The organism is Saccharothrix obliqua (genome assembly GCF_019375475.1).
Classification (GTDB): domain Bacteria; phylum Actinomycetota; class Actinomycetes; order Mycobacteriales; family Pseudonocardiaceae; genus Actinosynnema; species Actinosynnema obliqua.
Genome location: NZ_JAHXGQ010000005.1, coordinates 293,921 through 317,171 on the forward strand (window position 1 = coordinate 293,921; position 23,251 = coordinate 317,171).

Sequence of the window (23,251 nt, forward strand, 5' to 3'; positions counted from 1 at the left end):
CATAACGTGCTCGCCGTAGTCCCACCACCGGTCACCGTCCGCGTCCCGGCCAAGGTCAACCTGCACCTGTCGGTCGGTGACCCGCGCGCGGACGGCTACCACGACCTGGTCACCATCTTCCAGGCGCTGTCCCTGACCGACGAGGTGACGGTGGCCGTCGCCGACGACCCGGGGGTCGAGGTGCACGGCGAGGGCGCGGACTCGGTGCCCACCGGCCCGTCGAACCTCGCCTGGCGCGCGGTGCGGGTCCTCGCCGAGCACGTGGGACGCGACCCGGACGACCCGAAGGTGCGCGTCGTCATCCGCAAGAACATCCCCGTCGCGGGCGGCATGGCGGGGGGCAGCGCGGACGCCGCCGCGACCCTCGTCGCGCTGACCGCGTTGTGGCGGCTGGAGGTCGGGCGCGACGAACTCGCCGCGCTGGCCGGGAAGATCGGCGCGGACGTCCCGTTCGCCCTCTACGGCGGCACGGCGCTGGGCACCGACCGGGGCGACCAGATCGTGCCCGTGCTCGCCCGCCACACGTTCCACTGGGTCCTCGCGTTCGACCGGCGCGGCCTGTCCACGCCCGAGGTGTTCGACGAGCTGGACCGGCTGCGCGCGGACGGCGACCCGCCCCGCGTCGGACCGGCCGAAGCGGTGCTCGAAGGGCTCTCGTCGGGCGACCCCCGGCAGCTCGCGCTGCTGCTGGGCAACGACCTCCAGGCCGCCGCGGTGTCGCTGCGGCCCAACCTGCGCCGCACCCTGCGCGCGGGTGTCAACGCGGGCGCGCTCGCCGGCATGGTGTCCGGTTCCGGGCCGACCTGCGCGTTCCTCTGCACGGACGGTGATTCGGCGGTGCGCGTCGCCGCCGAGCTGGCCGGCGCGGGCGTGTGCCGCACGGTGCGGGTGGCCCAGGGCCCGGTGCCGGGCGCGCGGGTGGTCGGGACGGACGAGACGACCCGGCCGACGCCGCCCGAAGTGCACGCGTAGTCCCCATAAGTAGAAGGTGTGTTGATGGCCAACCTGGTCAACTTGGAAAACGTTTCCAAGTCGTTCGGCGTGCGTCCGCTCTTGGACGGCGTGTCCCTCGGAGTCGGCGAAGGCGACCGGATCGGTGTCGTCGGCCTCAACGGCGGTGGCAAGACGACGCTGCTGGAGGTGCTGGCGGGGATCGCCGAGCCGGACGACGGCCGGGTGAGCCAGAACCGCGGGCTGCGGATGGCCGTGGTCACGCAGCGCACCGAACTGCCGCCGGACTCGACCGTCCGCAACGCCGTGATCGACCCGCTCGGTTTCGACGCCGAGCACCAGTGGGCGGCGGACGCGCGGGTGCGGTCCATCCTCGACGGACTCGGGATCACCGCGCTGGGCCTGGATTCCGCGGTCGGCACCATGTCCGGCGGCGAGCGGCGGCGGGTGGCGTTGGCCGCCGCGCTGGTCCGCGAACTGGACCTGGTGGTGCTCGACGAGCCCACCAACCACCTGGACGTCGAAGGCGTGCGCTGGCTCGCGGAACACCTGCTGGCACGCCGGACCGCGCTGGTGGTCGTCACCCACGACCGGTGGTTCCTGGACACGGTGTGCACGCGGACGTGGGAGGTCGTGGGCGGACGCGTCGAGCAGTACGAGGGCGGGTACGCCGACTGGGTCTTCGCCCGCGCAGAACGCGCCCGCCTCGCCGACACGGCGGAGGAGAAGCGGCGGAACCTGGCGCGGAAGGAGCTGGCCTGGCTGCGTCGCGGCGCGCCGGCGCGGACGTCCAAGCCGAGGTACCGGATCGAAGCCGCGGAAGCGTTGATCTCGGACGTCCCGGAGCCGCGCGACAAGGTCGAGCTGATGGCGTTCGCCAAGCGGCGGCTGGGTCGGACGGTGCTGGAGCTGGAGGACGCGACGCTCACCGTGGGCCGGGACCGGGTCCTGGTGCGCGACCTGACCTGGCGGATCGGACCCGGTGACCGGGTCGGCATCGTCGGCGTCAACGGGTCCGGGAAGACGACGCTGCTGCGCGCGCTGGCCGGCGAGCGGGAGATGGCCGCCGGCAAGCGGATCCAGGGGCAGACGGTGAAACTGGCGCACCTGAGCCAGGAACTGCACGACCTGGACGGGTCGATGCGCGTCCTGGAGGCCGTGGAGGAGGTGGCGCGGCGGGTCGTCCTCGGCAAGCAGGAGTTGTCCGCGTCGCAGCTCGCGGAGAAGTTCGGGTTCTCGTCGCAGAAGCAGTGGACGCCGGTGTCGGACCTGTCCGGCGGGGAGCGGCGGCGGTTGCAGATGTGCCGGCTGCTGATGGCCGAGCCGAACGTGCTGCTGCTCGACGAGCCCACCAACGACCTGGACATCGACACGTTGCAGCAGTTGGAGGACCTGCTCGACTCGTGGCCCGGGACGCTGGTCGTGATCTCCCACGACCGGTACCTGGTGGAGCGGGTGTGTGATCAGGTCGTCGCGTTGTTCGGCGATGGTGGGTTGACGGATCTCCCTGGTGGGATTGAGGAGTACCTCCGTCGGAGGGACGCTCAGCGGGGTGAGGCGGAGGCTGTTTCTTCGCCGGTGAAGAAGGTTGCCGGGGCTGCTGAGCAGCGGGCCGCGCGGAAGGAGGTGGCCCGGTTGGAGCGGCGGCTCGAAGTGCTCCAGAAGAAGGAGGCCGAGCTGCACGCCGCGCTGGCCGAGGCGGCTACTGATCCGGATCGGCTGTTGAAGCTCGACGCCTCGTTGCGGGCGGTGTTGGAAGAGGCTTCGGACGTTGAAGCGCAGTGGATGGTGGCTGCTGAGGCGGCTGAAGGGTAAAAGCGACGCTCGCCGCTTGGCAGACCGCCAAGGATGACATCAAGGGCGGGCTGCGTGTCATCCCCGTATGGCCTGGTCAAGACAACCACCCTCGTTCCCAGGGCGCAAGCGAAAAGCGTGCTTGCGCCCTGGGAACGAGCGCGGTTCGCTGGCGCGCAGGCCATACGGGGATGACACGCAGCGGGGTCACCACTTGTCAGAGGTGACGATTGCCTTTAGTTGGTCGAGGTTCAGTGGTGGTTGTGGTGAGTAGATCTTGCCGCCCGGCGAGTTGATCACGGCGCCTGCGGGGTCTTCCTGGTTGCTGTTCTGCAAGACGATCAGCGTGCCGTCGGGTCGCTTGACGCACGCCATGTAGGTCATCGCGCCGGCATCCGGTCGGCCGGTGCCGGTCGCCAGTACGGAGCCGTCGGGCAGCGTGTTGACCGCGCAGTCGCCCACGCGGCTGATGCGGCACCAATCGCCGGGATCGGTTTCACCGGGGCCGATGGCCAGGGCGAAGCCACCGGTGAAGCCCGCGGAGGTCAGGGTCCCGGAGATGAGCGCGGGGGCGTCTGGATCATCCAGTCGTGTTACCGAGACCTCTTCCGGTTTTGTTCCCGGTTGTCCCGACCGCGGGTTATCCGACCGCGGGTTCTTGGACGGGTCGGCACCTACCGGGATGGTGGTTCTCTGGGTCACCTCGAACGTCGCGGTGTCGCCGAGCACCGTCTTGAAGCGGGCGATCAGGTCGTCCGCCGAAGTGGGGATCGGGTTGCGGGTCGTGGTTGTGGTCGTGGTCGAGGCGGTTGCCGGGTCGGCGGTCTGCGTGCTCGGCACCAGCCACACCGCACCGGCGACCACGCCCGCCACCGCGAAGACGGCGGCCGCGACGGCTACCGGCCGCATGGCCGTCCGGCGTGGCCGCGTGACCGCGCGCACGGCAGTGGCGTCCGCGCGCCGCTCCAGTTCGGCGAAGGCGTCGTGGAGGGTGCGAAGGTCACTCATGAGGTCTCCTGGAAGTGGGGGACGCCGGCGGTGAGGTCGACGCGCAGGGTTTTGAGCGCCCGGTGGATCTGGCTGCGCACGGTCGGTTCCCGGCACCCCAGTTGCGTGGCGATCTCCTGGTCGGACAGGCCCGCGTAGTAACGCAGCACCACGGCCGCGCGTTGCTTCCTGGGCAGGGCGGCGAGGCGGCGGATCATCGCGTCCCGTTCGGCCCGTTCGTCCGCGCCGTCGGAGACCGCTCTCGGCTCGATCTCGGCGCGCGGGGACGTGCGCGTCAGCCGCTTGCGCCAGGACAGGTACTCGTTGACGACCATCCGCCGCACGTAGGCGTGCGGCTCGGCCATCCCCGAGATCCGGTCCCAGCGCTCGAACGCCCGGCCCAACACGTCGCTCACGAGGTCCTCGGCCAGCCACGTCCGGCAGGTCAGGACCGTGGCGAACCGCATCAGCGCGGGACGCTGCCTTGCCACGTACTCGGCAAACTCCATCGGCCGCCACTCCCGATCATCGACTAACTAGCTCGACCTCGATTCCCCACCCCTAATGTGGAAGTGACCCCATTTGTTGCATGACCGACCCACCGACCCACCGACCCACCGGTCCACAATCCGAGGCCCGGCGGCGATCCGGCGATCCGACGACCCCGACAAGCCTGGTTCCTACCCCGGCACCGGCACCGGTTCCGGCCTCTGGCCCCGGCCCCGACCCCGGCACCACCTCCGGTTCCGGCTCCGGCCTCGGCCCCTGGCACCCGGCCCCGTCCCAGTCCCAGTCCCGGTCCCGGCCCCGGTCCTGCCGCGACTGCGGCCTCGGCCCCGGCTCGACCGCAGTCCCTGCCCCGTTCGCGTCGCCGGCCGGACCTACCGGCCCCGCTTGCGGAGTTCTTTGGCCAGTTGGGGTATGAGGGCGTCGATGTAGGCGCGGTCGTAGCCCTGGCCGTTGGTGATCGACGGGGTGAAGCGGGTTTTTTCCACCTCGGCCGACGTTGCGCCGATCATGCCGTCCAAGGCGATGCCGATTTCCTCCAGCACCCGGTCCACCTGGGACGTGCGGTAGCCCCGCTGGGTGGGGGCCGCCGTGGGGATGTCCAGGTTGCGGAGCTGTTTCCAGGACGTGATGGGGGGAATCGCGGTCGGGGCCGGCGGCTCTGTCGGGTGTTTCCGGTGGGCCAACTGCTTTTCCACCCTGGCCAGGAAGGCGTCCACCTCGGTCTCGTCGTAACCGCGGCGGCCGATTTTCGGGCGGCTGAAGCGTGCCTCCCTGATGTCCGCCGGGGTCAGGTCGTCCTGTCCCAGCAACGTGTTCTCGATCCGGTCCAGGAACTTGTCCACCTGGGACTCCTGGTAGCCGCGTCTGCCTCGTGGGGGTTTGCCGAACGACGCCGTCCGCACGTCCCTTGCCGTCAGCGGTCTGGTGGTGGGGGTGGGGCGGGGGCGTGGTGTGGGTGTCGGCGCGCGCTCCAGGGTCACCACCACCAGGTCCAGGAAGGTGTCGACGTCGTCCTCGTCGTAACCGGCCTGGTGGGGTGGCGCGGCGGAGAACTCCTTCTCCTGCACCTCCAGCGCGGTGAGGTCGTCCTCGCCGCGCAACGTGTCCTCGATGCGGATCAGGTAGGCGTCGATCTCGCCCTCGTGGTAGCCCTTGTTGCCGGGGCGCGGCTTGTGGAAGCGGACGCCCCGGACGTCCTGCGGGGTCAGCCTCGGCGCCGGGCGCATCCCGGTGGACGTGGCGTGCGCGCCCTGCGCGGGGGCGGTCGCCTGCCTGCGTTGCGGAGTCGACGCCAGGGTTTCCGCCACCAGGTCCATGAACACGTCGACCTCGGCCGCGTGGTAACCGGGCCGCGCGGGGTGGAAGCGGGCGTGGCGGACTTCCTGCTCGGTGACGTCGTCGCGGCCCAGCAGGGTGTTCTCGATGCGGTCCAGGAAGTCGTCCACCTGGCGTTCGTCGTAACCGGGTTGGCCGGGCGGCGGGCGGTGGAACGCGACCTGGCGCAAATCGCGTGCGCTCAACAACGGCGCCGGATGGGCGGGCATGTGCTGACGCGTTTCGAACCCGGACACGCCGATGCCTCCTTCGCTCGTGGTACCGGGGAGTATCGCCGGGTGGTGGGGAACTTGTTTCGTCCTATTGGCTCAACAAGCCGGAGATCGTTCTACCCTGACGGCCATGAGCCGGTTCGTGGACACGATGGTGGCAACCGCCGCGAGCGCCGATGAGCGTGGCATGACGACGGGGGAGCCGGCCGCTCCCACCCGGCGCACCTGGGCCGAGGTGCACGAGGTGGCGCGGCGGGTGGCGGGTGCGCTGGTCGCGGACGGGCTGGCGCCGGGCTCGTCCGTGGCGGTCCTGGCCGGGGAACCCGCGTCCATCGCGCCCACCGTGCAAGGTGTCTGGCTGGCCGGCGGCAGCATCACCATGCTGCACCAGCCGACCGCGCGGACCGACCTGGCCGAGTGGGCGCGGGACACGTTGCGGGTGCTGGAGATGATCGACGCGCGGGTGGTGTTGCTGGGCACGCCGTTCGACGCGTTGGCCGACGTGCTCGACTCGAACGGCGTGGCGTACCGGAAGATCGCCGAGTTGGCCGGTTCGCCGCTGGCGTCGCCGGTGCCGGTGGACGAGTCGGCCACCGCCCTGTTGCAGCTCACCAGCGGCTCCACGGCGGAGCCCAAGGCGGTTCGCATCACGCACGGGAACCTGTGGTCCAACGCCAAGGCCATGGAAACCGCGGCCCGGCTCGACCCCGAGCACGACCGGATGGTGTCGTGGCTGCCGCTGTTCCACGACATGGGGATGGTCGGCTTCCTGACCGTGCCGATGCTGTTCGGCATCGACCTGGTGAAGGTGACGCCGGTCGACTTCCTCGCCCGCCCCACCCTGTGGCCCGACCTGATCAGCCGCTACCGGGGCACCATCACGGCCGCGCCGAACTTCGCCTACGCCATCGCCGCGCGCCGGATGGAAGGCGTCGAGGACGGGACGTGGGACCTCTCCACGTTGCGCATCGCGCTCAACGGCGCGGAACCCATCGACCCGGAGGCGGTGCGGTCGTTCACCAACGCCGGGGCGCGGTTCGGGATGCCGGCGGAATGCGTCCTGTGCGCCTACGGGATGGCGGAAACGACGTTGGGCGTCGCGTTCGCACCGGCCTTCACCGGGCTCGCGGTGGACGTGGTGGACGCGGACGAGCTGGAAGCCGGGCGGCGCGCGGTCGCGTCGAGCGCGCCGGGGGCGCGTGCGTTCCCCCTGCTCGGCCCGCCGCTGCCGGGGCTGGAGGTGCAGGTCGTGGACGAGTCGGGGACCGTTCGCGGCGAACGCGAGGTGGGGCAGCTCCGGGTGCGTGGTGAAGCCGTGACGCCCGAGTACCTGACCGTCGACGGCCCGGTGGCCACGCAGGACGCCGAGGGCTGGCTGGACACCGGGGACGAGGGCTACCTGGTGGGCGGTCAGGTCGTGGTCTGCGGTCGCCGCAAGGACGTCATCATCATGGGCGGGCGGAACATCTACCCGACCGACATCGAGCGTGCCGCCACCTCGGTGGAAGGTGTGCGTGCCGGCAACGCGGTCGCCGTGCGGCTCGACGCGGGCACGCGGCGCGAGCGGTTCGCCGTGGTGGTCGAGTCACGGCTCGCCGGTGACGGCGACGCGGAGCGGGAGCTGACCAAGCAGATCAGCGCGCGCGTCGTGGACGCCGTGGGGCTCCGGCCCTACGCGGTGGTCGTGCTCAAGCCCGGCAGCCTGCCCAAGACGCCGTCGGGCAAGCTGCGCCGATCGGCGGCGGCCGGGCTCGTGCCCTAGTGGAACCGGTTCTGGGCCGCTTCCAGGCCCAGTTCCAGCAGTGCCTCCACGACGTCGGCGGTGTGGTCCAGTTCGAACGCCAACTGCTTGCGCTCGACGGTGGAGAAGTCCTTGAGGACGTAGTCCGCCGGGTCCATCCGGCCCGGCGGGCGGTCCACGCCGAAGCGCACCCGGTGGTAGTCCTTGGTGCCCAACGACTTCGTGATGGACCGCAGGCCGTTGTGGCCGTTCTCGCCGCCGCCCAGCTTCAACCGCACGGTCGCGAACGGCAGGTCCAGCTCGTCGTGCACGACGATGATGTCGGCGGGCGCCACCTTGAAGAACTTCGCGGTGCCCGCGACCGGGCCACCCGAGGTGTTCATGTAGCCGCGGGGCTTCGCCAGCACCACGCGGCGGTTCGCCAGGCGGCCCTCCAGGACCTCCGCGCCCGCCTTGTGCGCCTTGAACCGGCCGCCGACCCGGTCGGCGAGCACGTCCAGCACCAGGAAGCCCACGTTGTGCCGGTTGCCCTCGTACTTCGGCCCGGGGTTGCCCAGTCCCACGACCAGGGCCACGTCATCGGCCACGGAACCGCAACTCCTGCTCCACTTCGTCCAACAGGGCGTCCACCGCCCGCGTCTGGTAACCGCGCCGCAGGCCGGACGTGGTGCTGAACCGCGTGTGGCGCACCTCGGCCGCGGTCATCCGACCACGCCCGTCGAGGGCCGCGGCGGCTCGCGCCAGGAAGGCTTCGACCTCGCCGCGATCGTAGCCGTTCGAGGCCCGCGGCAGCTTCACCGCCAGCAGGTCCTCCCCGGTGCGCAACCCGGTGGGCGGCACCAGGCCCGCTCGGAGCTGCCACTCCATCCGGGACAGGAACTCGTCCACCAGCCGCTGGTCGTAACCGCCCGGCAGCTCGTGGAAGACCACTTGGCGCACCTCGTCCGGGTGCATTCGGGAACGGCCCGCCAGGGCGTCCGCGATCTTCAGCAGGAACGCGTCCACCTGAGCCGGGTCGTAGCCCTTCCCGCCGCGCCGGCGGGGGAAGGAGGTGGCGCGCACCTGCGCCGGGCTGAGGGACGGGAACGGCACGCCACCCCAGCCCGGAGGCGGGGGAGGCGTGCCGTTCGACCAGCCCGACGTGATAGGGCTCAGCTCTCTTCGGTGGCCTCGGCGTCCGCGGCCTCGCCCTCGCCGCCGTCCAGCTCGGCGGCGGTCGGCGCGGCGTTCACCGCGAGCACCAGCGCCTCGGCGTCGGTGACCAGCGAAGCGCCGGTGGGCAGCGCGATGTCGGAGGCGTGGACCTGCGCGCCGGCGGCCAGGCCGGACAGCGACACCTCGACCTGCTCGGGGATGTGCAGCGCCTCGGCCTCGACCTGGATCGAGGTCAGGTCCTGCGTGACCAGCACGCCCGGACCGGGCTCACCGACAACCACCACGGGGATCTCGACGGTGACCTTCTCGCCCCGCTGCACCAGCAGCAGGTCCACGTGCTCGATGTAGTTCTTGATCGGGTGCGTGGTGACGGTCTTGGTCAGCGCGAGTTCGCTGGTGGAGTCGATGTCCAGGGTCAGAACCGCGTTCTGACCGTGCTCGCGGACGACACGGGCGAACTCGAGCGCCGGCAGGGCCAGGTGCTTCGGGTCGGAGCCGTGGCCGTAGAGCACCGCGGGGATCTTTCCGGCGCGACGGGTGCGGCGGGCGGCGCCCTTGCCGAACTCGGTGCGCTCCTCTGCGGCGAGACGGACCTCGGACACGGTGGGGCTCTCCTAACGGTCTGGCGCCTAAGTACGTCGGGCAGTACGTCGGGCGGGGCTGGCTGAGCGGGGTGCTGGCCTGCGGCGGCGGGCGGCGCGGAAGTGGACACGCGCGGCATCTCACGAACCGCCGCGTCGATCACGCCGAGCGTGATGCTCGCCCTCGCCGAGGCAACCCGACCAGTGTAGGCCGACGTCGGAGCACCGCCTAATCGGGGTCGTGGCATTGGCTGAGGGCATTGCCCGGGGCATCGCCTGGGGCATCGCCCGTGGCGTTGCCTGGGGCATTGCCTCAGGGGGAGCGGAGCGCCGCCGGGGCGCGGTCGGAGGAGCGCCCGCCCCCACTGCTCCGGTGGCCGCGGTCTTCGTGGTGCCGCCCGCCGGCCCCGCTCGCGCCGCCGGTCGTTCCCCGGCGCGCAAGCGCTTGCGCCCCCTGAAGCCAACGGCCGGCATCCCCCGGAGGGGAGCCGGCCGTCGGGTGCGAGCGGGTCAGGCGTTGCCGTCGAAGAGGCTCGTCACCGAACCGTCCTCGAAGACCTCCTGGATGACGCGGGCCAGCAGGGGGGCGATGGGCAGCACGGTCATCGCGTCGAAGCGCTTCTCCACCGGGATCGGCAGGGTGTCCGTGAACACGACCTCCCGCGCACCGCAGTTCTGCAACCGCTCCACGGCCGGCCCCGACAGCACCGGGTGGGTCGCCGCGATCACCACGTCCGACGCACCCTCGGCGAGCAGCTGCTCGACCGCCTTGGTGATGGTGCCACCGGTGTCGATCATGTCGTCGATCACCACGCACAGCCGGTCGCGGACCTGGCCGACAACCCGGTTGGCCACGACCTCGTTGGGCCGCAGGGGGTCGCGGGTCTTGTGGATGAACGCGATCGGCGCGCCGCCCAGCGTGTCCGCCCACTTCTCGGCCAGCTTGGTCCGGCCGGCGTCCGGCGACACGATGGTCATGTCCTGCCCCGCGTACTTGTCGCGGATGTGCTCGGCGAGCAGCGGCATGGCCCACAGGTGGTCCACGGGGCCGTCGAAGAAGCCCTGGATCTGGGCCGTGTGCAGGTCGACGGCGACCAGCCGGTCGGCGCCCGCGGTCTTGAACAGGTCGGCCACCAGGCGCGCGGAGATCGGCTCACGACCCCGGTGCTTCTTGTCCTGCCGGGCGTACGGGTAGAACGGCATGATCACGGTGATCCGCTTGGCGGAGGCCCGCTTCAGGGCGTCCACCATGATCAGCTGCTCCATCAGCCACTGGTTGATCGGCGCGCAGTGCGACTGGATGACGAACGCGTCGCAGCCGCGCACCGACTCCTCGAACCGCACGAAGATCTCGCCGTTGGCGAAGTCGTAGGCGGATTGCGGGGTCACCGACACGTTGAGGTGCTTGGCGACCTGCTCGGTCAGCTCCGGGTAGGCACGCCCACCGAAGAGCATGAGGTTCTTCTTCGGTGTTCCGGGCATGATGGGGTTCACGGTCGACGCCCTTCCTCGGTTGTGTCGGCGTCCTGCGACGCCTGTGCCTGTTCCGCCGCACGGGCGGCCGGGGTGCCGGGCCTGCGTCGCACGACCCAGCCCTCCAGGTTCCGCTGCGGCCCTCCGGAGACGGCCAGGGCACCCGGTGGAACGTCCCGGCGCACCACGGTCCCGGCGCCGGTGTAGGCGCCGTCACCCACGGTGACGGGTGCGACGAACATGTTGTCGGAGCCGGTCTTGGCGTACGACCCGATGACGGTGCGGTGCTTCTCCACGCCGTCGTAGTTGACCGTGACGCTGGCCGCCCCGATGTTCGAGTGCTCACCGATGGTGGCGTCACCGATGTAGCTCAGGTGGGGCACCTTCGTGCCCGCACCGATCTCCGAGTTCTTGACCTCGACGAACGTGCCGATCTTGCCGTCCGCGCCGAGCCGGGTGCCCGGCCGGAGGTAGGCGAACGGCCCGACGGACGCGCCCGCGCCGATCTCCGCGCCCGACCCGTGCGTGCGCACCACCGACGCGCCCGCGCCGATCGAGCAGCCGGCCAGCGTGGTGTCCGGCCCGACCACCGCGCCCGCGCCGACGACGGTGCCCGCGCGCAGCTGCACGTTGGGCTCGACCACGACGTCCCGCCCGAGCCGCACGTCCGCGTCGACCCAGGTGGTGGCCGGGTCGACGACGGTCACACCGGCCCGCATCCAGCCCTCGACGATGCGCCGGTTCAGCTCGGCGCCCAGGCGCGCCAGCTGCACGCGGTCGTTCACGCCCTCGACCAGCCACGGGTCCGCGGCCACGACCGCGCCGACCCGCCTGCCGTCGGCACGCGCCACCGCGAGGACGTCGGTCAGGTACAGCTCGCCCTGCGCGTTGTCGGTGGAGATGCGGGCCAGGGCGTCCCGGAGCACGGCCGCGTCGAACGCGTACACGCCGGAGTTGATCTCGGTGACGGCCAGCTGCTCGGGCGTGGCGTCCTTCTGCTCGACGATGGCCTCGACCTCGCCGGCGGCCGAGCGGATGATCCGCCCGTAGCCGGTGGGGTCGGCCACCACGGCGGTGAGCACGCTCACCGCGTTGCCCGCCGCGCCGTGGGCGACGAGCAGGTCCTTCAGGGTCGCGGAGTCCAGCAGGGGGGTGTCACCGTAGGTGACGACGACGGTGCCGCCGAGGTCGGCGGGCAGTTCGGCGAGACCGCAGCCGACCGCGTGGCCGGTGCCGTGCTGCTCCTCCTGCACGGCGACGGTGACCTTGCGGTCCAGCGCGGTGGACAGGCTGCCGAGGTGTTCGGTCACCGCGGCACGGCCGTGCCCGACGACGACGGCGAGGTGGTCGGGTTCGGTCCCCGCGGCGGCGCGGACGGCGTGCTCCACGAGTGAGCGGCCCGCGATCCGGTGCAACACCTTGGGGGTGGCTGAGCGCATACGGGTGCCTTCACCCGCTGCGAGGACGATCGTGCTGACTGGGGTGGGGACACCCTCGAGCATCAGCGCTCTCCCTAGCTGAGTGCGTGCCTGCCAGCGGGAAAGCCTGGCTCCCGCCAGGTGCTGATACTAAGCCTCCGAGGACGCCTCGCCCGCCACGGCCGCAACCTGGCAGCCACCTCTGCGCTTCGCCAAGTACATCGCCGAGTCGGCTCGCGCGAGCGCCTGGTTGGCCGATTCGCGGGGCCGCACCGAGATCACGCCGACGGACAGCGTCACGCCCCTGGACAGGTCGGATGGCAAGCCCGCCACGGCATCCACCGCACGTCCCAGGGCCGCCTCGGCGGCCTGGAGGGGAGCACCGGGCAGCAGCACGACGAACTCGTCACCGCCGTAGCGGGCCACCAGGTCGTCGCCCCGCAACGCCTGCCGGAGTGTGCTGGCAATCACGCGCAGCACGTCGTCACCCTCCGCGTGCGAGTGCCGGTCGTTGACCACCTTGAACCCGTCCAGGTCGACCAGCGCGATCGCCATGGGATCGGTCTGCGCGTTGACCAGCGCGCTCAACCGGTCGTCCAGCGCGCGCCGGTTCGGGAGTCCGGTCAGCGGGTCCTGGAGCGCCTGCTGCGCGATCGCGCCGTGCGCGCGGGTCAGCCGTTCGTGATCACGCCGCGTGACGAGCGTCGCGGTGCGCGCCTCCTGCATCTGCCACAGCTCCACCTCCAGCGCGTTCGCGTAGAACTGGAGCGCGGAGATGGTGCGCTCGCCGTGCGGCCCGGACAACCGCGCGTACTCGCGCACCAGGCACAGCATGAGCGTCGGCTCGGACGTGTCGTGCTCCAGCCGGGTGCGCGCGTCGGAGAGCACCTGGAGCGCCTGCTGCGGCAGCTCCTCCAGCTCCAGGCACCGGGCCAGGGCGATGGACACGATGATCAGCTCGCGCGCGTACATGGCCAGCTCGCGCAGCCGCCACAGCGGCGCGATGTGCTCCGGCCCCGGCTTGGCCAGGGCGTGCGCCGCGCCGATGATCGGCACCTGCTCGGCCGCCGCGCGGTCCCGGCGACCGGGGTGCAGGGACTCCCGGAACGGACCCTCGACGGCCTCTGCGATGGCGGACGCGACGGCGAACTTCGCCGACGCCTCACCCAGGTTGTCGACCCGCTCCAGCCGCAGGCCCCAGCCGATCAGCATCCGGGCGCGGTTCATCAGGTGGATGTAGATCAGGTGCGGTCCGGCGCTGTCCCGGATCGCGTTGTGCGCCCGCGCGAGCACCGCGTCCGCCATCTCGTACACGCCGAGCTGCGTGAGCACGAGGCCGGTGGACTGGAGCGCGGTGGCCAGCAGCCGGTCCCAGGTGCGCTTGTCCAGCATCGGGTCCGGCGCCAGGTTCTCCTCCAGCATGGCGAGCCCGGACGCCACCTCGGTCAGCGCCTTGTCCTCGAAACCGCCGAGCAGGTACCGCCGCCCGCGCAACGCGTGCGCCTCCGCCTCCAGCACCACGAGGCCGTGCCGGCGGGTGTGCGCGAGCAGCTCGTCCAGCATGGAGTCGGACAGGTCCACCAGGCCGGGTGTCACCAGCCGGACCACGCCCGCCGCGCGCAGCAGCTGCGCCACGATCCGCGGTTCGCCCCGGTTCTGCGCCTCGGCGAGCAGTTCGTCGACCTCGTGGCACGCGTCGAGCTGCTCGGAGAGGTGACTGCTCTGGGCCACGGCCACGAGTTCGCTCGCGCGGCCCACCAGCCACGCGTCGGTCATCTCGTGCAGCGCGGGCGTCACGTTGTCCTGCCCGCCGACCGCGTCCTCGTGCAGCGACCCACACCCCCCATGCCAGATCGCAGGGCGACCCGGACCGGCGCGGTCCGGTCGTGCTCGCTCCGCCACCAGGATTCGAACCTGGACCATCGGAACCAAAATCCGAGGTGCTGCCTTTACACCATGGCGGAACGGCGGAAGCAGCCCTCCGCCGCGCGAGGACATGTTGTCACGACTGGTCCGGGAAGGTCACCAGCACCACTCAACTGGCGGCAATCCGATCGTAATACGATCATGACTCTTCGTGTTTCCGCAGGTCGGATCGTTCACGTCCGGGTGGCCGGCGGCGGTGCGGCTGCGGGCCTGCCGACGTGGGCGCCGGTGCGCCGGGCGGGCACGCCGTCCCCCGGCGTGATCCCGGTCTCGGTGGAGATCACGCATTTTCACCCGATCGGGCTCGACGTCCGGGTGGTTCGGGCCGTGGTCGGCGGTCGGCGCGTTCGTCCGGGGCGGTCCCGGGGCACCCCCGCTGAGCAGTGCGGGAGCCGGTGCGGGTGGGTGGTGCGCGGCAGGTGCGCCGGGGTGGTGCGCCGCCGCCGTTCGACACGCCCGGCTTCCTGAGAACACGCCGTGAGTTCCCGAGCGACTCTGGCGGGACCAGGACGACCTAACTTACGCTTCCGTAAGTTACGGTCCCGTAGGTAGACCCCGGATAGCCAAGAGGTAGGCGTATGACCAGCACCCTGGAGAACAGGCCCACACCGCCCGGTCCCGATCGGGGCCCGAAGCCGTTGACCGACGGCCGGCGCGGGCACGTGGAGCAGCTCGGCGTCTACGTGTTCGTGCTCGTGCCGTTCCTGGCGCTGATCGCGGCCGTGCCGATGGCCTGGGGATGGGGGCTGGGCTGGCTCGACGTCGCGTTGTTCGTCGGCTTCTACTACCTGTCCGGGCTGGGTGTGACGATCGGGTACCACCGGTACTTCACCCACGGCTCCTTCAAGGCCAGCCGGCCGCTGAAGATCGCGCTGGCCATCGCGGGCAGCATGGCGCTCCAGGGCCCCGTGCTGGTGTGGGTCGCCGACCACCGCCGGCACCACGCGTTCTCCGACCGCGAGGGCGACCCGCACTCGCCGTGGCTGTTCGGCTCCGGCCCCGTCGCCCTGGCCAAGGGCTTCTGGCACGCCCACATGGGCTGGCTGTTCGAGCGCGACAAGACCAACGCGCAGCGCTTCGCGCCCGACCTGCTCGCCGACGAGGACCTGGTCCGGATCGACAAGCTCTTCTGGCTGTGGACCACCATCAGCCTGCTCGCGCCCGGTGTCCTGGGCGGCCTGATCACCATGTCGTGGGCGGGCGCGTTGTCCGCGTTCTTCTGGGCGGGCCTGGTGCGCGTCGCCTTCCTGCACCACGTCACGTGGTCGGTCAACTCGATCTGCCACATGGTCGGCGACCGCCCGTTCGCGGCCCGCGACCGCTCCGCCAACGTCTGGGCGCTGGCGATCCTGTCGTTCGGCGAGTCGTGGCACAACCTGCACCACGCCGACCCGACGTCCGCGCGGCACGGCGTCAAGCGCGGCCAGATCGACACCTCGGCGCGGCTCATCTGGCTGTTCGAGAAGTTCGGCTGGGCCCGTGACGTGCGCTGGCCGAACGACCAGCGGCTGGCGCGGATCAGCGCCAAGAAGTGACCCACTTCCCGCCCCTCGCCCCCGTGGCGGGGGGCGGGTGTTTAGGGTGAGCCGAGTGGCGGGACGACGGCGAGGTGACGAGACCCCGGTCCCGCGCGTGCGGATGACCGGCAAGGAGCGGCGCGAGCAACTGCTCGACGTCGCGCGGGCGTTGTTCGCGGAGAAGGGCTACGAGGTCACCTCGATCGAGGAGATCGCCCACCGCGCGGGCGTGTCCAAGCCCGTGGTCTACGAGCACTTCGGCGGCAAGGAAGGCATCTACGCCGTCGTCGTCGACCGCGAGATGCAGTACCTGATGGACCACATCGTCAACGCGCTCTCCGGCGGGCACCCGCGGGAACTGCTGGAGCAGGCCGCGTGCGCCCTGCTCGACTACATCGAGGGCTCGACCGACGGGTTCCGCATCCTCGTCCGCGACTCGCCCGTCGCCTCGTCCACCGGGACGTTCTCGTCGCTGCTCAACGACATCGCCTCGCAGGTCGAGTCGATCCTCGGGCTGCACTTCTCCCGGCAGGGCTACGACCGCAAGCTCGCCGCCCTCTACAGCCAGGCGCTGGTCGGCATGGTCGCGCTCACCGGGCAGTGGTGGCTGGAGGTGCGCAAGCCCAAGAAGGACGAGGTCGCCGCGCACCTGGTGAACCTGGCCTGGAAGGGCCTGTCGCACATGGACCACAAGCCGCGGCTGCGGACCCGGGGCTGAGGACCGGGTGCGTGGCCGGGGTCAGTTCCTGGTCACCCGGAGCACCTTGTCGTCGGAGCCGTTCGACGTGGTGAGGTAGAGCGCGTCGTCCGGGCCGAGCGCCGCGCCGCGCAACCGGCCGAACGCGCCGGTCAGCTCCTCGGGCGTGGCCAACGACCGCACCGCGCCCTCGGGCGACAGCGTGAAGAACAACGCCTTCGTGCCCTTGAGCGCGGTTGCCACCAGCGTGCCCGCCAGGTCACCCCACCGGTCGCCCCGGAGGAACACGATGTCGCACACCGCCTCCGTCGAGCCGCCCGACGACCACACCGCGGGCACCGCGTCCGGGAACCGCGTCAGGTCGGTCATCGGCACGCTCTCGTCGTACTCGTCCGACTCGCCGCCCCGGGACGGGTCCCAGCCGTAGTTCGCGCCCTCCCGGAGGAGGTTCACCTCGTCGTCCACGTCCGGGCCGTGCTCGGCGGCGAAGACCGCTCCGTCCGCGCGGACCGCGATGCCCTGCACGTTCCGGTGGCCGTAGGTCAGCACGCCGCCCTCGCCGGTCGCGAGGTCCAGCCGGAGCACCTTGCCGCCGAGGCTGCCCCGGTCCTGCGCGACCCCTGGCCGGGCGGTGTCACCGGTGCCGACCAGCAGCCGGTCGCCGTCCAGCGCCAGCCGGCAGCCCGAGTGCCGCCCGCCGGGACTCACGGGCAACCCGGCGCGCAGCGGGTCCCGCACCCGCTTCGCCTCCGCGCCGACCAGTTCGAACGTCACCAGCCGGATGTCCTCCTCCGTGGTGAAGCAGGTGGTGAAGCGGTGGGAGGAGGCGAAGTCGGGGTGCACCACCAGGCCCATCAGGCCGCCCTCGCCCCTGGCCACCACGTCGCGCAGGTCCGCGGCCACCTCGGTCCGCGTGCCCCGGTCGAGCAGCGCCAGGGTGCCGGGGCGCTCGGTGACCAGCAGCCGGCCGTCGGGCAGGAAGCCCACCTCCCACGGGTGCGTGAAACCGCTGCCCACCACCTCGACCCGCAGGTCCGGGACGGTGGTGGTCGGCGTGGTGCTCCCCGGCGCGGGTGAGCAGCCGGTGAGGGCGATGGCCAGGACTGCGGAGGTCGCGACCTCCGCGGATCTGCGCATGGTGACCAGCATCCCAGGGACCGGGTGAAGTCGCGGTGCCGGAGGAGAAGTCGTGTTGTGGGAGGGAGGGGTCGTGTTGTGGGAGGGAGGGAGAGGGTCGCGTTCCGAAGAGATGGACGTACGCTGGTCGGGAGCACCCCTTCCGGTGGGCACAGGTCCCGGGCAGGGGTCTGTCCTCGTTTCCCCGGGAGCCACGCAAATGCCCCAGCCCGGCCCGTTGTCCGGCCTGCTGACCGCTGTCCTGTCCGACAAGGCGCTCAGCGCCCTCCTCGACTCCGCCGGCGCGCCCACCCTGGAACTGGAGGGTGCGCCCGCCGCCCGGCCGCTGGTCGCCGCCGCGCTGACCAGCAAGGCGCCGGTGCTCGCCGTCACCGCCACCGGCCGCGAGGCCGACGAGCTGACCAACGTCCTGCGCGACCTGCTCGGCCCCGACGCCGTCGCGATCTTCCCCAGCTGGGAGACCCTGCCGCACGAGCGCCTGTCGCCGCGTGCCGACACGGTGGGCGCGCGCCTCCAGGTGCTGCGCCGCCTGCGCCACCCCGGCGACAACCCGCTGCGCGTGGTGGTCGCCACCATCCGCAGCGTCATCCAGCCGATGGCGCCCGGCCTCGGCGACCTCGCGCCGGTGGACCTGGCCGTCGGCGCGGAGCACGACTTCGAAGCGCTGCTCGCGAACCTCGCCGAACTCGCCTACACGCGGGTCGACATGGTGGAGAAGCGTGGCGAGTTCGCCGTCCGCGGCGGCATCCTGGACGTGTTCCCGCCCACCGCGGAGCACCCGCTGCGGGTCGAGTTCTGGGGTGACGAGGTCAGCGAGATCCGCCCGTTCTCGGTCGCCGACCAGCGCTCACTGCCGCAGCAGGTGGAGCGCTTCACCGCGCCGCCGTGCCGGGAGCTGCTGCTCACCGACCGGGTCCGGGAACGGGCCGCCGCGCTGGCCGCCGAGCACCAGGCGGACGCCCAGCTGGCCGAGATGCTGGACAAGCTCGCCAACGGCATCCCGTCCGAGGGCATGGAAGCCCTGATCCCCGCGCTGTGCGAGGGCGAACTGCAACTGCTCACCGACGTGGTGCCGGACGGCACGCACGTCCTGGTCAACGACCCGGAGAAGATCCGCGCCCGCGCCCACGACCTGGTCCGCACCGGCCAGGAGTTCCTGGAGGCGTCGTGGATGGCCGCGGCGGGCGGCGGCAAGGCGCCGATCGACCTGGGCGCGTCCGCCTACCGCAGCCTCGCGGAGGTCGCCGAGTCCGCCAAGGCCAAGGGCCGGCCGTGGTGGACTTTCAGCCAGCTCACCACCGAGGCCACCGACGTGGTGCGGCTGGAGTTCAAGCACGTCGAGGCGTACCAGGGCGACATCGACCGCGCGTTCGCCGACCTCCGCGCGCACACCGCGTCCGGCGGCACGGCCGTGCTGGTCGTGCCGGGCGCGGGCACGGCGCAGCGCGCGGTGGAGCAGCTGCGTGACGCCGAAGTGCCCGCCGTGCTCGTGGAGGGACTGCGGGAAGCACCCGCCGCGGGTTCGGTCACCGTGGTGCGCGGCGCGCTGGAGGACGGTTTCGCGCTGCCGGACCTGGCGCTGGTCGTGCTCACCGAGACCGACCTGACCGGCGGTCGCGGCGGCACGTCCACCAAGGACATGCGGCGGATGCCGTCCCGCCGGCGCAACGCCGTCGACCCGCTCGCGCTGAAGCCGGGCGACTACGTCGTCCACGAGCAGCACGGCATCGGCAAGTACGTGGAGATGGTGCAGCGCACGGTCGCCGGCGCGACCCGCGAGTACCTGGTGCTGGAGTACGCGTCGTCCAAGCGCGGCCAGCCCGGCGACCGGCTGTTCGTGCCGACGGACCAGTTGGACGAGGTGTCCCGGTACGTCGGCGGCGAGCTGCCCACGCTGAACAAGCTCGGCGGCAGCGACTGGAAGAACACCAAGGCCAAGGCGCGCAAGGCGGTCAAGCAGATCGCGGCCGAGCTGGTGCAGCTCTACGCCGCGCGCCAGGCCGCGCCCGGCCACGCGTTCGCGACCGACACCCCGTGGCAGCGCGAGCTGGAGGACGCCTTCCCGTTCACCGAGACCGTCGACCAGATGGCCGCGATCGACGAGGTCAAGGCCGACATGGAGCGCTCCGTCCCGATGGACCGGGTGATCTGCGGCGACGTCGGCTACGGCAAGACCGAGATCGCGGTGCGCGCCGCGTTCAAGGCGGTGCAGGACGGCAAGCAGGTCGTGGTGCTGGTGCCGACCACGCTGCTCGCCCAGCAGCACCTGAACACCTTCACCGAGCGGATGCGTGCCTTCCCGGTGCAGGTCAAGGGGTTGTCCCGGTTCACCGACCCGCAGGAGGCGGAGCAGACCATCGCGGGTCTCGCCGACGGCGACGTGGACGTCGTCATCGGCACGCACCGGCTGCTCCAGAAGGGCTTGCGGTACAAGGACCTCGGCCTGGTCATCGTGGACGAGGAGCAGCGGTTCGGCGTCGAGCACAAGGAGCACATCAAGGCGCTGCGCACGCACGTCGACGTGCTCACCATGTCCGCGACCCCGATCCCGCGCACCCTGGAGATGTCGCTCGCCGGCATCCGCGAGATGTCGACCATCCTCACCCCGCCCGAGGAGCGGCACCCGATCCTGACCTACGTCGGCGCGTACGACGACAAGCAGGTCGGCGCGGCCATCCGCCGCGAGCTGCTGCGTGACGGCCAGGTGTTCTACGTGCACAACCGGGTCTCCTCGATCGAGAAGGCGGCTCGCCGCATCCGCGACCTGGTGCCCGAGGCGCGGGTCGTCACCGCGCACGGCCAGATGAACGAGGACAAGCTGGAGAAGATCATCCAGGGGTTCTGGGAGCGCGAGTACGACGTGCTGGTGTGCACGACGATCGTGGAGACCGGCCTGGACATCTCCAACGCCAACACGCTCATCGTGGAGCGCGGCGACATGCTCGGCCTGTCCCAGCTGCACCAGCTCCGCGGTCGCGTCGGCCGCGGCCGGGAACGCGGTTACGCCTACTTCCTGTACCCGCCGGAGGCGCCGCTCAGCGAGACCGCGCACGACCGGCTGGCCACCATCGCGCAGAACACCGAACTCGGCGCGGGCATGGCCGTCGCCATGAAGGACCTGGAGATCCGCGGCGCGGGCAACATCCTCGGCGCGGAGCAGTCCGGCCACATCGCGGGCGTCGGCTTCGACCTGTACGTGCGCCTCGTCGGCGAAGCCGTCGAGGCGTTCCGGCGGCACGCCGGCGCGGAGGGCGAGACCGAGGAGGAGCTGGCGGAGGTCCGCGTCGACCTGCCCGTGGACGCGCACATCCCGCACGACTACGTGCCCGGCGAGCGGCTGCGGCTGGAGGCGTACCGGAAGATCGCGGCGGCGGCCGACGCGGCGGCGCTGCAAGCCGTGTGGGACGAGCTGAAGGACCGCTACGGCACGCCGCCGCTGCCCGTCGAGCGGCTGCTCGCGGTGGCGCGGTTCCGCCAGACGTGCCGGGAGCACGGCGTCACCGAGGTCGCCACCCAGGGCCAGACCATCCGCTTCGCGCCGCTGGAGCTGAAGGACTCCCAGCTCGTGCGGCTGCGGCGGCTGCACCCGAAGGCGATCTACAAGCAGGCCGCGCGCACGGTCAGCGTGCCTAGGCCGACCGAGGGAGCGGCCGGCGGCCGGATGGGCGCACCGCAGCTCAGGGACCAGGCGCTGCTCGACTGGTGCGCCCAGTTCCTGGTCTCCTTGGCGGGTACACCCGTGAGCCCGGTCACGGGTCCGTGAGAGGGTAACCGCGTGAGGACTGTGCAGAGGCGCTTCACCCTGGTCGGCGCGGCCGTCGCACTGCTGGTGGCGGGCTGCGGTACCGGCCCGAGCCAGGTGGGGTCGGCCGCCATCATCGGCGACACCGCGATCCCGCTGGAGCAGGTCCAGCAGCGGCTGGACACCGTGCTGAAGAAGGAGCCCGAAGCTCAGCAGCTGCACGAGCAGCGCAAGCTCGACCAGGTGTCCCGGCAGCTGGTGACCCTGAGCGTGCAGCACGAGCTGATCGAGCGCGCGGCGCGTCGCGAGGGCATCACGGTGTCCGAGGACGCCGTGACGGAGTCCGTGCAGAACGCGGGCGGCGCGGAAGTCGCCTCGCAGAACACGGTCTACGACGCGACGACGTTCCGCGAGCGGGCCAAGGACCAGTTGCTCCTGGTCGAGCTGGCCCGCAAGTACGTCGACCGGATGGAAGTCACGTTCGACTACTTCTTCACCAAGGACGGCAAGGACGCGGTCGAGAAGGCCAAGCAGGTCGCGGCCGACCCGGCGAAGATGGCCGAGTACGTCCGCTCCGGCCCGCAGGGCGCGGAGGGCCAGCAGCTCGCCAAGGTCGGCCAGAAGGTCCGCTCGGCCGAGTCGCCGCAGGCCGCCGGTTCGCCGTTGTTCGGCGTCGAACCGGGGACGGTGGTGGCGTTCGCGCCCGACCCCGGCAGCGCGCAGTGGCTCGTCGCGCACGTGACGGACCGGAACGACCGCGCCTCCCGCCGGGGCGACTCGTCCACCGAGCAGCTCACGCCGCAGCTCCTGGAGCAGATCGGGCTGCGCCTCGTGCAGCGGCTCGCCGGTGACCCGGAGATCCGGGTCAACCCGCGGTACGGCGTGTGGGACTCGACCGCGATCGCCCTCTCGCCCAGCGAGAAGGAGTTGTCGGGGTACCAGGCGGTTGCCCGGTCGTCCGTGAAGCAGTGACGGCCGGCGTGGCGGGAGGGCAGTGACGGCTGGCGTGGCGGGAGAGCAGTGACGGCCGGCGTGGCGGGAGGGCAGCGACGGCCGGCGTGGCGGGAGGAAGGCGAGCGGAGATGATTGCGGTGTGACGAACACCGTTGTCCTGCTGACCTCCCGCCACGACCAGGTGCTCCCCGCCGCCGCGCTCCCCGCACTCCGGAGCGCGGCGGCGGTTTTTGTTTCCCCGGATCTCGTGGGGGAGTTCTGGGCCGCGTTGGCGGCGGAGCCGGTTCCGCCGGAGGGGGTGTCGGGGGAGTCGGATGTCTACCTGACGGCGGAACTGGACGCCCACGCGGTTTCGCTGGTGGAGCGTGGCGCCGACGTGATCCGGAACCCGGCGGGGACGGCGTTGGTGAACGCGGCGGGTGTGATGGACCGCCTGCGGTCGCCCGGCGGCTGCCCGTGGGACGCGGAGCAGGACCACGACTCGTTGCGCCAGTACCTCGTCGAAGAGACCTACGAGTTGCTGGAAGCCATCGAGGACGGTGATCGGGCCGCGATGCGTGAAGAACTCGGCGACGTGTTGTTGCAGGTCCTGTTCCACGCGCGGATCGCGGCGGAGCACGACGAGCCGTTCGGGATCGACGAGGTCGCGGGGGACCTGGTCCGCAAGCTCGTCGGACGGCACCCGCACGTGTTCGAGGGGAACGACCCGGCGGTGCGTGACGCGGCCACCCAGCAGCACCGGTGGGAGGAGCTGAAGCAGGAGGAGAAGCGGCGCGAGTCCAGCCTGGACGGCGTCGCGGCCGGGCAGCCCGCGATCGCGCTGGCCGGGAAGCTCGCGCAGCGGGCCGCGCGGGCGGGTCTGCCCGTCGACCTGCTCCCGGAGGGCGACGACACCGGGAGCACGTTGTTCGCCGTGACCGCGTTGGCGAAGTTGGCCGGGGAGGACCCGGAGGGGGAGTTGCGCTCGGTGGCGCGGGGGTTCGCGGAGAGGGTCCGCCGGGCGGAGCGGTCCGCTCGGGAGGCCGGGGTGTCCGTGTTGACCGCGGAGGACTGGAGGGCGTACTGGGATCGGTGAGAGGAGGACCGGAGGGCGTACTGGGCTTGACGAGCAGAGAGAAAGC

At 71.6% G+C, this 23,251-nt stretch carries 18 protein-coding genes and 1 tRNA gene; 8 read left to right on the forward strand and 11 right to left on the reverse strand.

The features are described from left to right. The first annotated feature begins 6 nt into the window (after positions 1-6). Together KZQ38_RS18200 and KZQ38_RS18205 are read left to right on the forward strand one after the other, a co-directional pair. The gene (locus tag KZQ38_RS18200; protein ID WP_308258456.1) at positions 7-972 is read left to right on the forward strand and encodes a 4-(cytidine 5'-diphospho)-2-C-methyl-D-erythritol kinase; all 966 of its coding nucleotides are present in this window, start codon (positions 7-9) and stop codon (positions 970-972) included. 24 nt (positions 973-996) lie between these two features. Beyond that, on the forward strand, positions 997-2,766 hold the full coding sequence (locus KZQ38_RS18205; protein ID WP_219443301.1) for an ABC-F family ATP-binding cassette domain-containing protein: 1,770 nt from the start codon (positions 997-999) through the stop codon (positions 2,764-2,766). Between the two features lie 186 nt (positions 2,767-2,952). Here KZQ38_RS18205 and KZQ38_RS18210 read toward each other — a convergent pair whose 3' ends face one another. The 3 genes from KZQ38_RS18210 to KZQ38_RS37150 all read right to left on the reverse strand — a co-directional run bounded on the left by KZQ38_RS18210 (position 2,953) and on the right by KZQ38_RS37150 (position 5,813). Then, positions 2,953-3,687 carry a hypothetical protein gene (locus KZQ38_RS18210; RefSeq protein WP_219443302.1) on the reverse strand — a complete coding sequence of 245 codons (735 nt, stop codon included), beginning with the start codon at positions 3,685-3,687 and terminating at the stop codon, positions 2,953-2,955. 62 nt (positions 3,688-3,749) lie between these two features. After that, positions 3,750-4,241: a SigE family RNA polymerase sigma factor gene (locus tag KZQ38_RS18215; RefSeq protein WP_219443303.1), complete on the reverse strand. Its 492-nt coding sequence runs from the start codon at positions 4,239-4,241 to the stop codon at positions 3,750-3,752. 372 nt (positions 4,242-4,613) lie between these two features. Next, a complete protein-coding gene (locus tag KZQ38_RS37150; protein WP_219443304.1) occupies positions 4,614-5,813 on the reverse strand; it encodes a DivIVA domain-containing protein in 1,200 nt (399 codons plus the stop codon). 106 nt (positions 5,814-5,919) lie between these two features. Between KZQ38_RS37150 and KZQ38_RS18225 the strand changes: the two genes are divergently transcribed. Continuing rightward, positions 5,920-7,551, forward strand: coding sequence for a fatty acyl-AMP ligase (locus KZQ38_RS18225; RefSeq protein WP_219443305.1), 1,632 nt, complete (start codon positions 5,920-5,922; stop codon positions 7,549-7,551). Here KZQ38_RS18225 and pth read toward each other — a convergent pair. The 7 genes from pth to KZQ38_RS18260 form a co-directional block, all read right to left on the reverse strand. Further along, positions 7,548-8,117 carry an aminoacyl-tRNA hydrolase gene (gene pth / locus KZQ38_RS18230; protein WP_219443306.1) on the reverse strand — a complete coding sequence of 190 codons (570 nt, stop codon included), beginning with the start codon at positions 8,115-8,117 and terminating at the stop codon, positions 7,548-7,550. The genes KZQ38_RS18225 and pth overlap by 4 nt on opposite strands. Further along, positions 8,107-8,622 (reverse strand): DivIVA domain-containing protein, encoded by a 516-nt coding sequence (locus tag KZQ38_RS18235; RefSeq protein ID WP_219443307.1) that lies wholly within the window; start codon positions 8,620-8,622, stop codon positions 8,107-8,109. Before KZQ38_RS18235 ends, pth begins: the two co-directional genes overlap by 11 nt. 59 nt (positions 8,623-8,681) lie before the next feature. After that, on the reverse strand, positions 8,682-9,287 hold the full coding sequence (locus KZQ38_RS18240; RefSeq protein ID WP_219443308.1) for a 50S ribosomal protein L25/general stress protein Ctc: 606 nt from the start codon (positions 9,285-9,287) through the stop codon (positions 8,682-8,684). Positions 9,288-9,776: 489 nt separating this feature from the next. Next, complete coding sequence (locus KZQ38_RS18245; protein ID WP_219443309.1) at positions 9,777-10,748, reverse strand: ribose-phosphate diphosphokinase; 972 nt, start codon at positions 10,746-10,748, stop codon at positions 9,777-9,779. 8 nt (positions 10,749-10,756) lie between these two features. Beyond that, positions 10,757-12,241, reverse strand: a complete 1,485-nt coding sequence (glmU, locus tag KZQ38_RS18250) for a bifunctional UDP-N-acetylglucosamine diphosphorylase/glucosamine-1-phosphate N-acetyltransferase GlmU (RefSeq protein ID WP_219443310.1) — start codon at positions 12,239-12,241, stop codon at positions 10,757-10,759. A 66-nt stretch (positions 12,242-12,307) separates the two neighbouring features. After that, complete coding sequence (locus tag KZQ38_RS18255) at positions 12,308-14,080, reverse strand: GGDEF domain-containing protein (RefSeq protein WP_257901647.1); 1,773 nt, start codon at positions 14,078-14,080, stop codon at positions 12,308-12,310. After that, positions 14,051-14,121: transfer RNA gene (locus tag KZQ38_RS18260), tRNA-Gln, on the reverse strand. The genes KZQ38_RS18255 and KZQ38_RS18260 overlap by 30 nt, the downstream gene beginning before the upstream one ends. 540 nt (positions 14,122-14,661) lie before the next feature. Between KZQ38_RS18260 and KZQ38_RS18265 the strand changes: the two genes are divergently transcribed. Both KZQ38_RS18265 and KZQ38_RS18270 read left to right on the forward strand, forming a co-directional pair. Beyond that, entirely contained in the window at positions 14,662-15,618 is a 957-nt protein-coding gene (locus KZQ38_RS18265; RefSeq protein ID WP_219443311.1) for an acyl-CoA desaturase, read from the forward strand. A 103-nt stretch (positions 15,619-15,721) separates the two neighbouring features. Next, on the forward strand, positions 15,722-16,318 hold the full coding sequence (locus KZQ38_RS18270; protein WP_219443542.1) for a TetR/AcrR family transcriptional regulator: 597 nt from the start codon (positions 15,722-15,724) through the stop codon (positions 16,316-16,318). 21 nt (positions 16,319-16,339) lie between these two features. On the opposite strand, the gene KZQ38_RS18275 is transcribed toward KZQ38_RS18270, so the two are convergent. Then, positions 16,340-17,434, reverse strand: a complete 1,095-nt coding sequence (locus KZQ38_RS18275; RefSeq protein ID WP_219443312.1) for a PQQ-dependent sugar dehydrogenase — start codon at positions 17,432-17,434, stop codon at positions 16,340-16,342. A gap of 199 nt (positions 17,435-17,633) precedes the next feature. Here KZQ38_RS18275 and mfd point away from each other — a divergent pair, with 199 nt between their 5' ends. From mfd to KZQ38_RS18290, 3 genes are all read left to right on the forward strand, one after another. Continuing rightward, positions 17,634-21,197: a transcription-repair coupling factor gene (gene mfd, locus KZQ38_RS18280; protein ID WP_219443313.1), complete on the forward strand. Its 3,564-nt coding sequence runs from the start codon at positions 17,634-17,636 to the stop codon at positions 21,195-21,197. A 12-nt stretch (positions 21,198-21,209) separates the two neighbouring features. Further along, a complete protein-coding gene (locus KZQ38_RS18285; RefSeq protein ID WP_219443314.1) occupies positions 21,210-22,148 on the forward strand; it encodes a SurA N-terminal domain-containing protein in 939 nt (312 codons plus the stop codon). Positions 22,149-22,269: 121 nt separating this feature from the next. Beyond that, positions 22,270-23,205 (forward strand): nucleoside triphosphate pyrophosphohydrolase, encoded by a 936-nt coding sequence (locus tag KZQ38_RS18290; protein ID WP_219443315.1) that lies wholly within the window; start codon positions 22,270-22,272, stop codon positions 23,203-23,205. Positions 23,206-23,251: the final 46 nt, after the last annotated feature.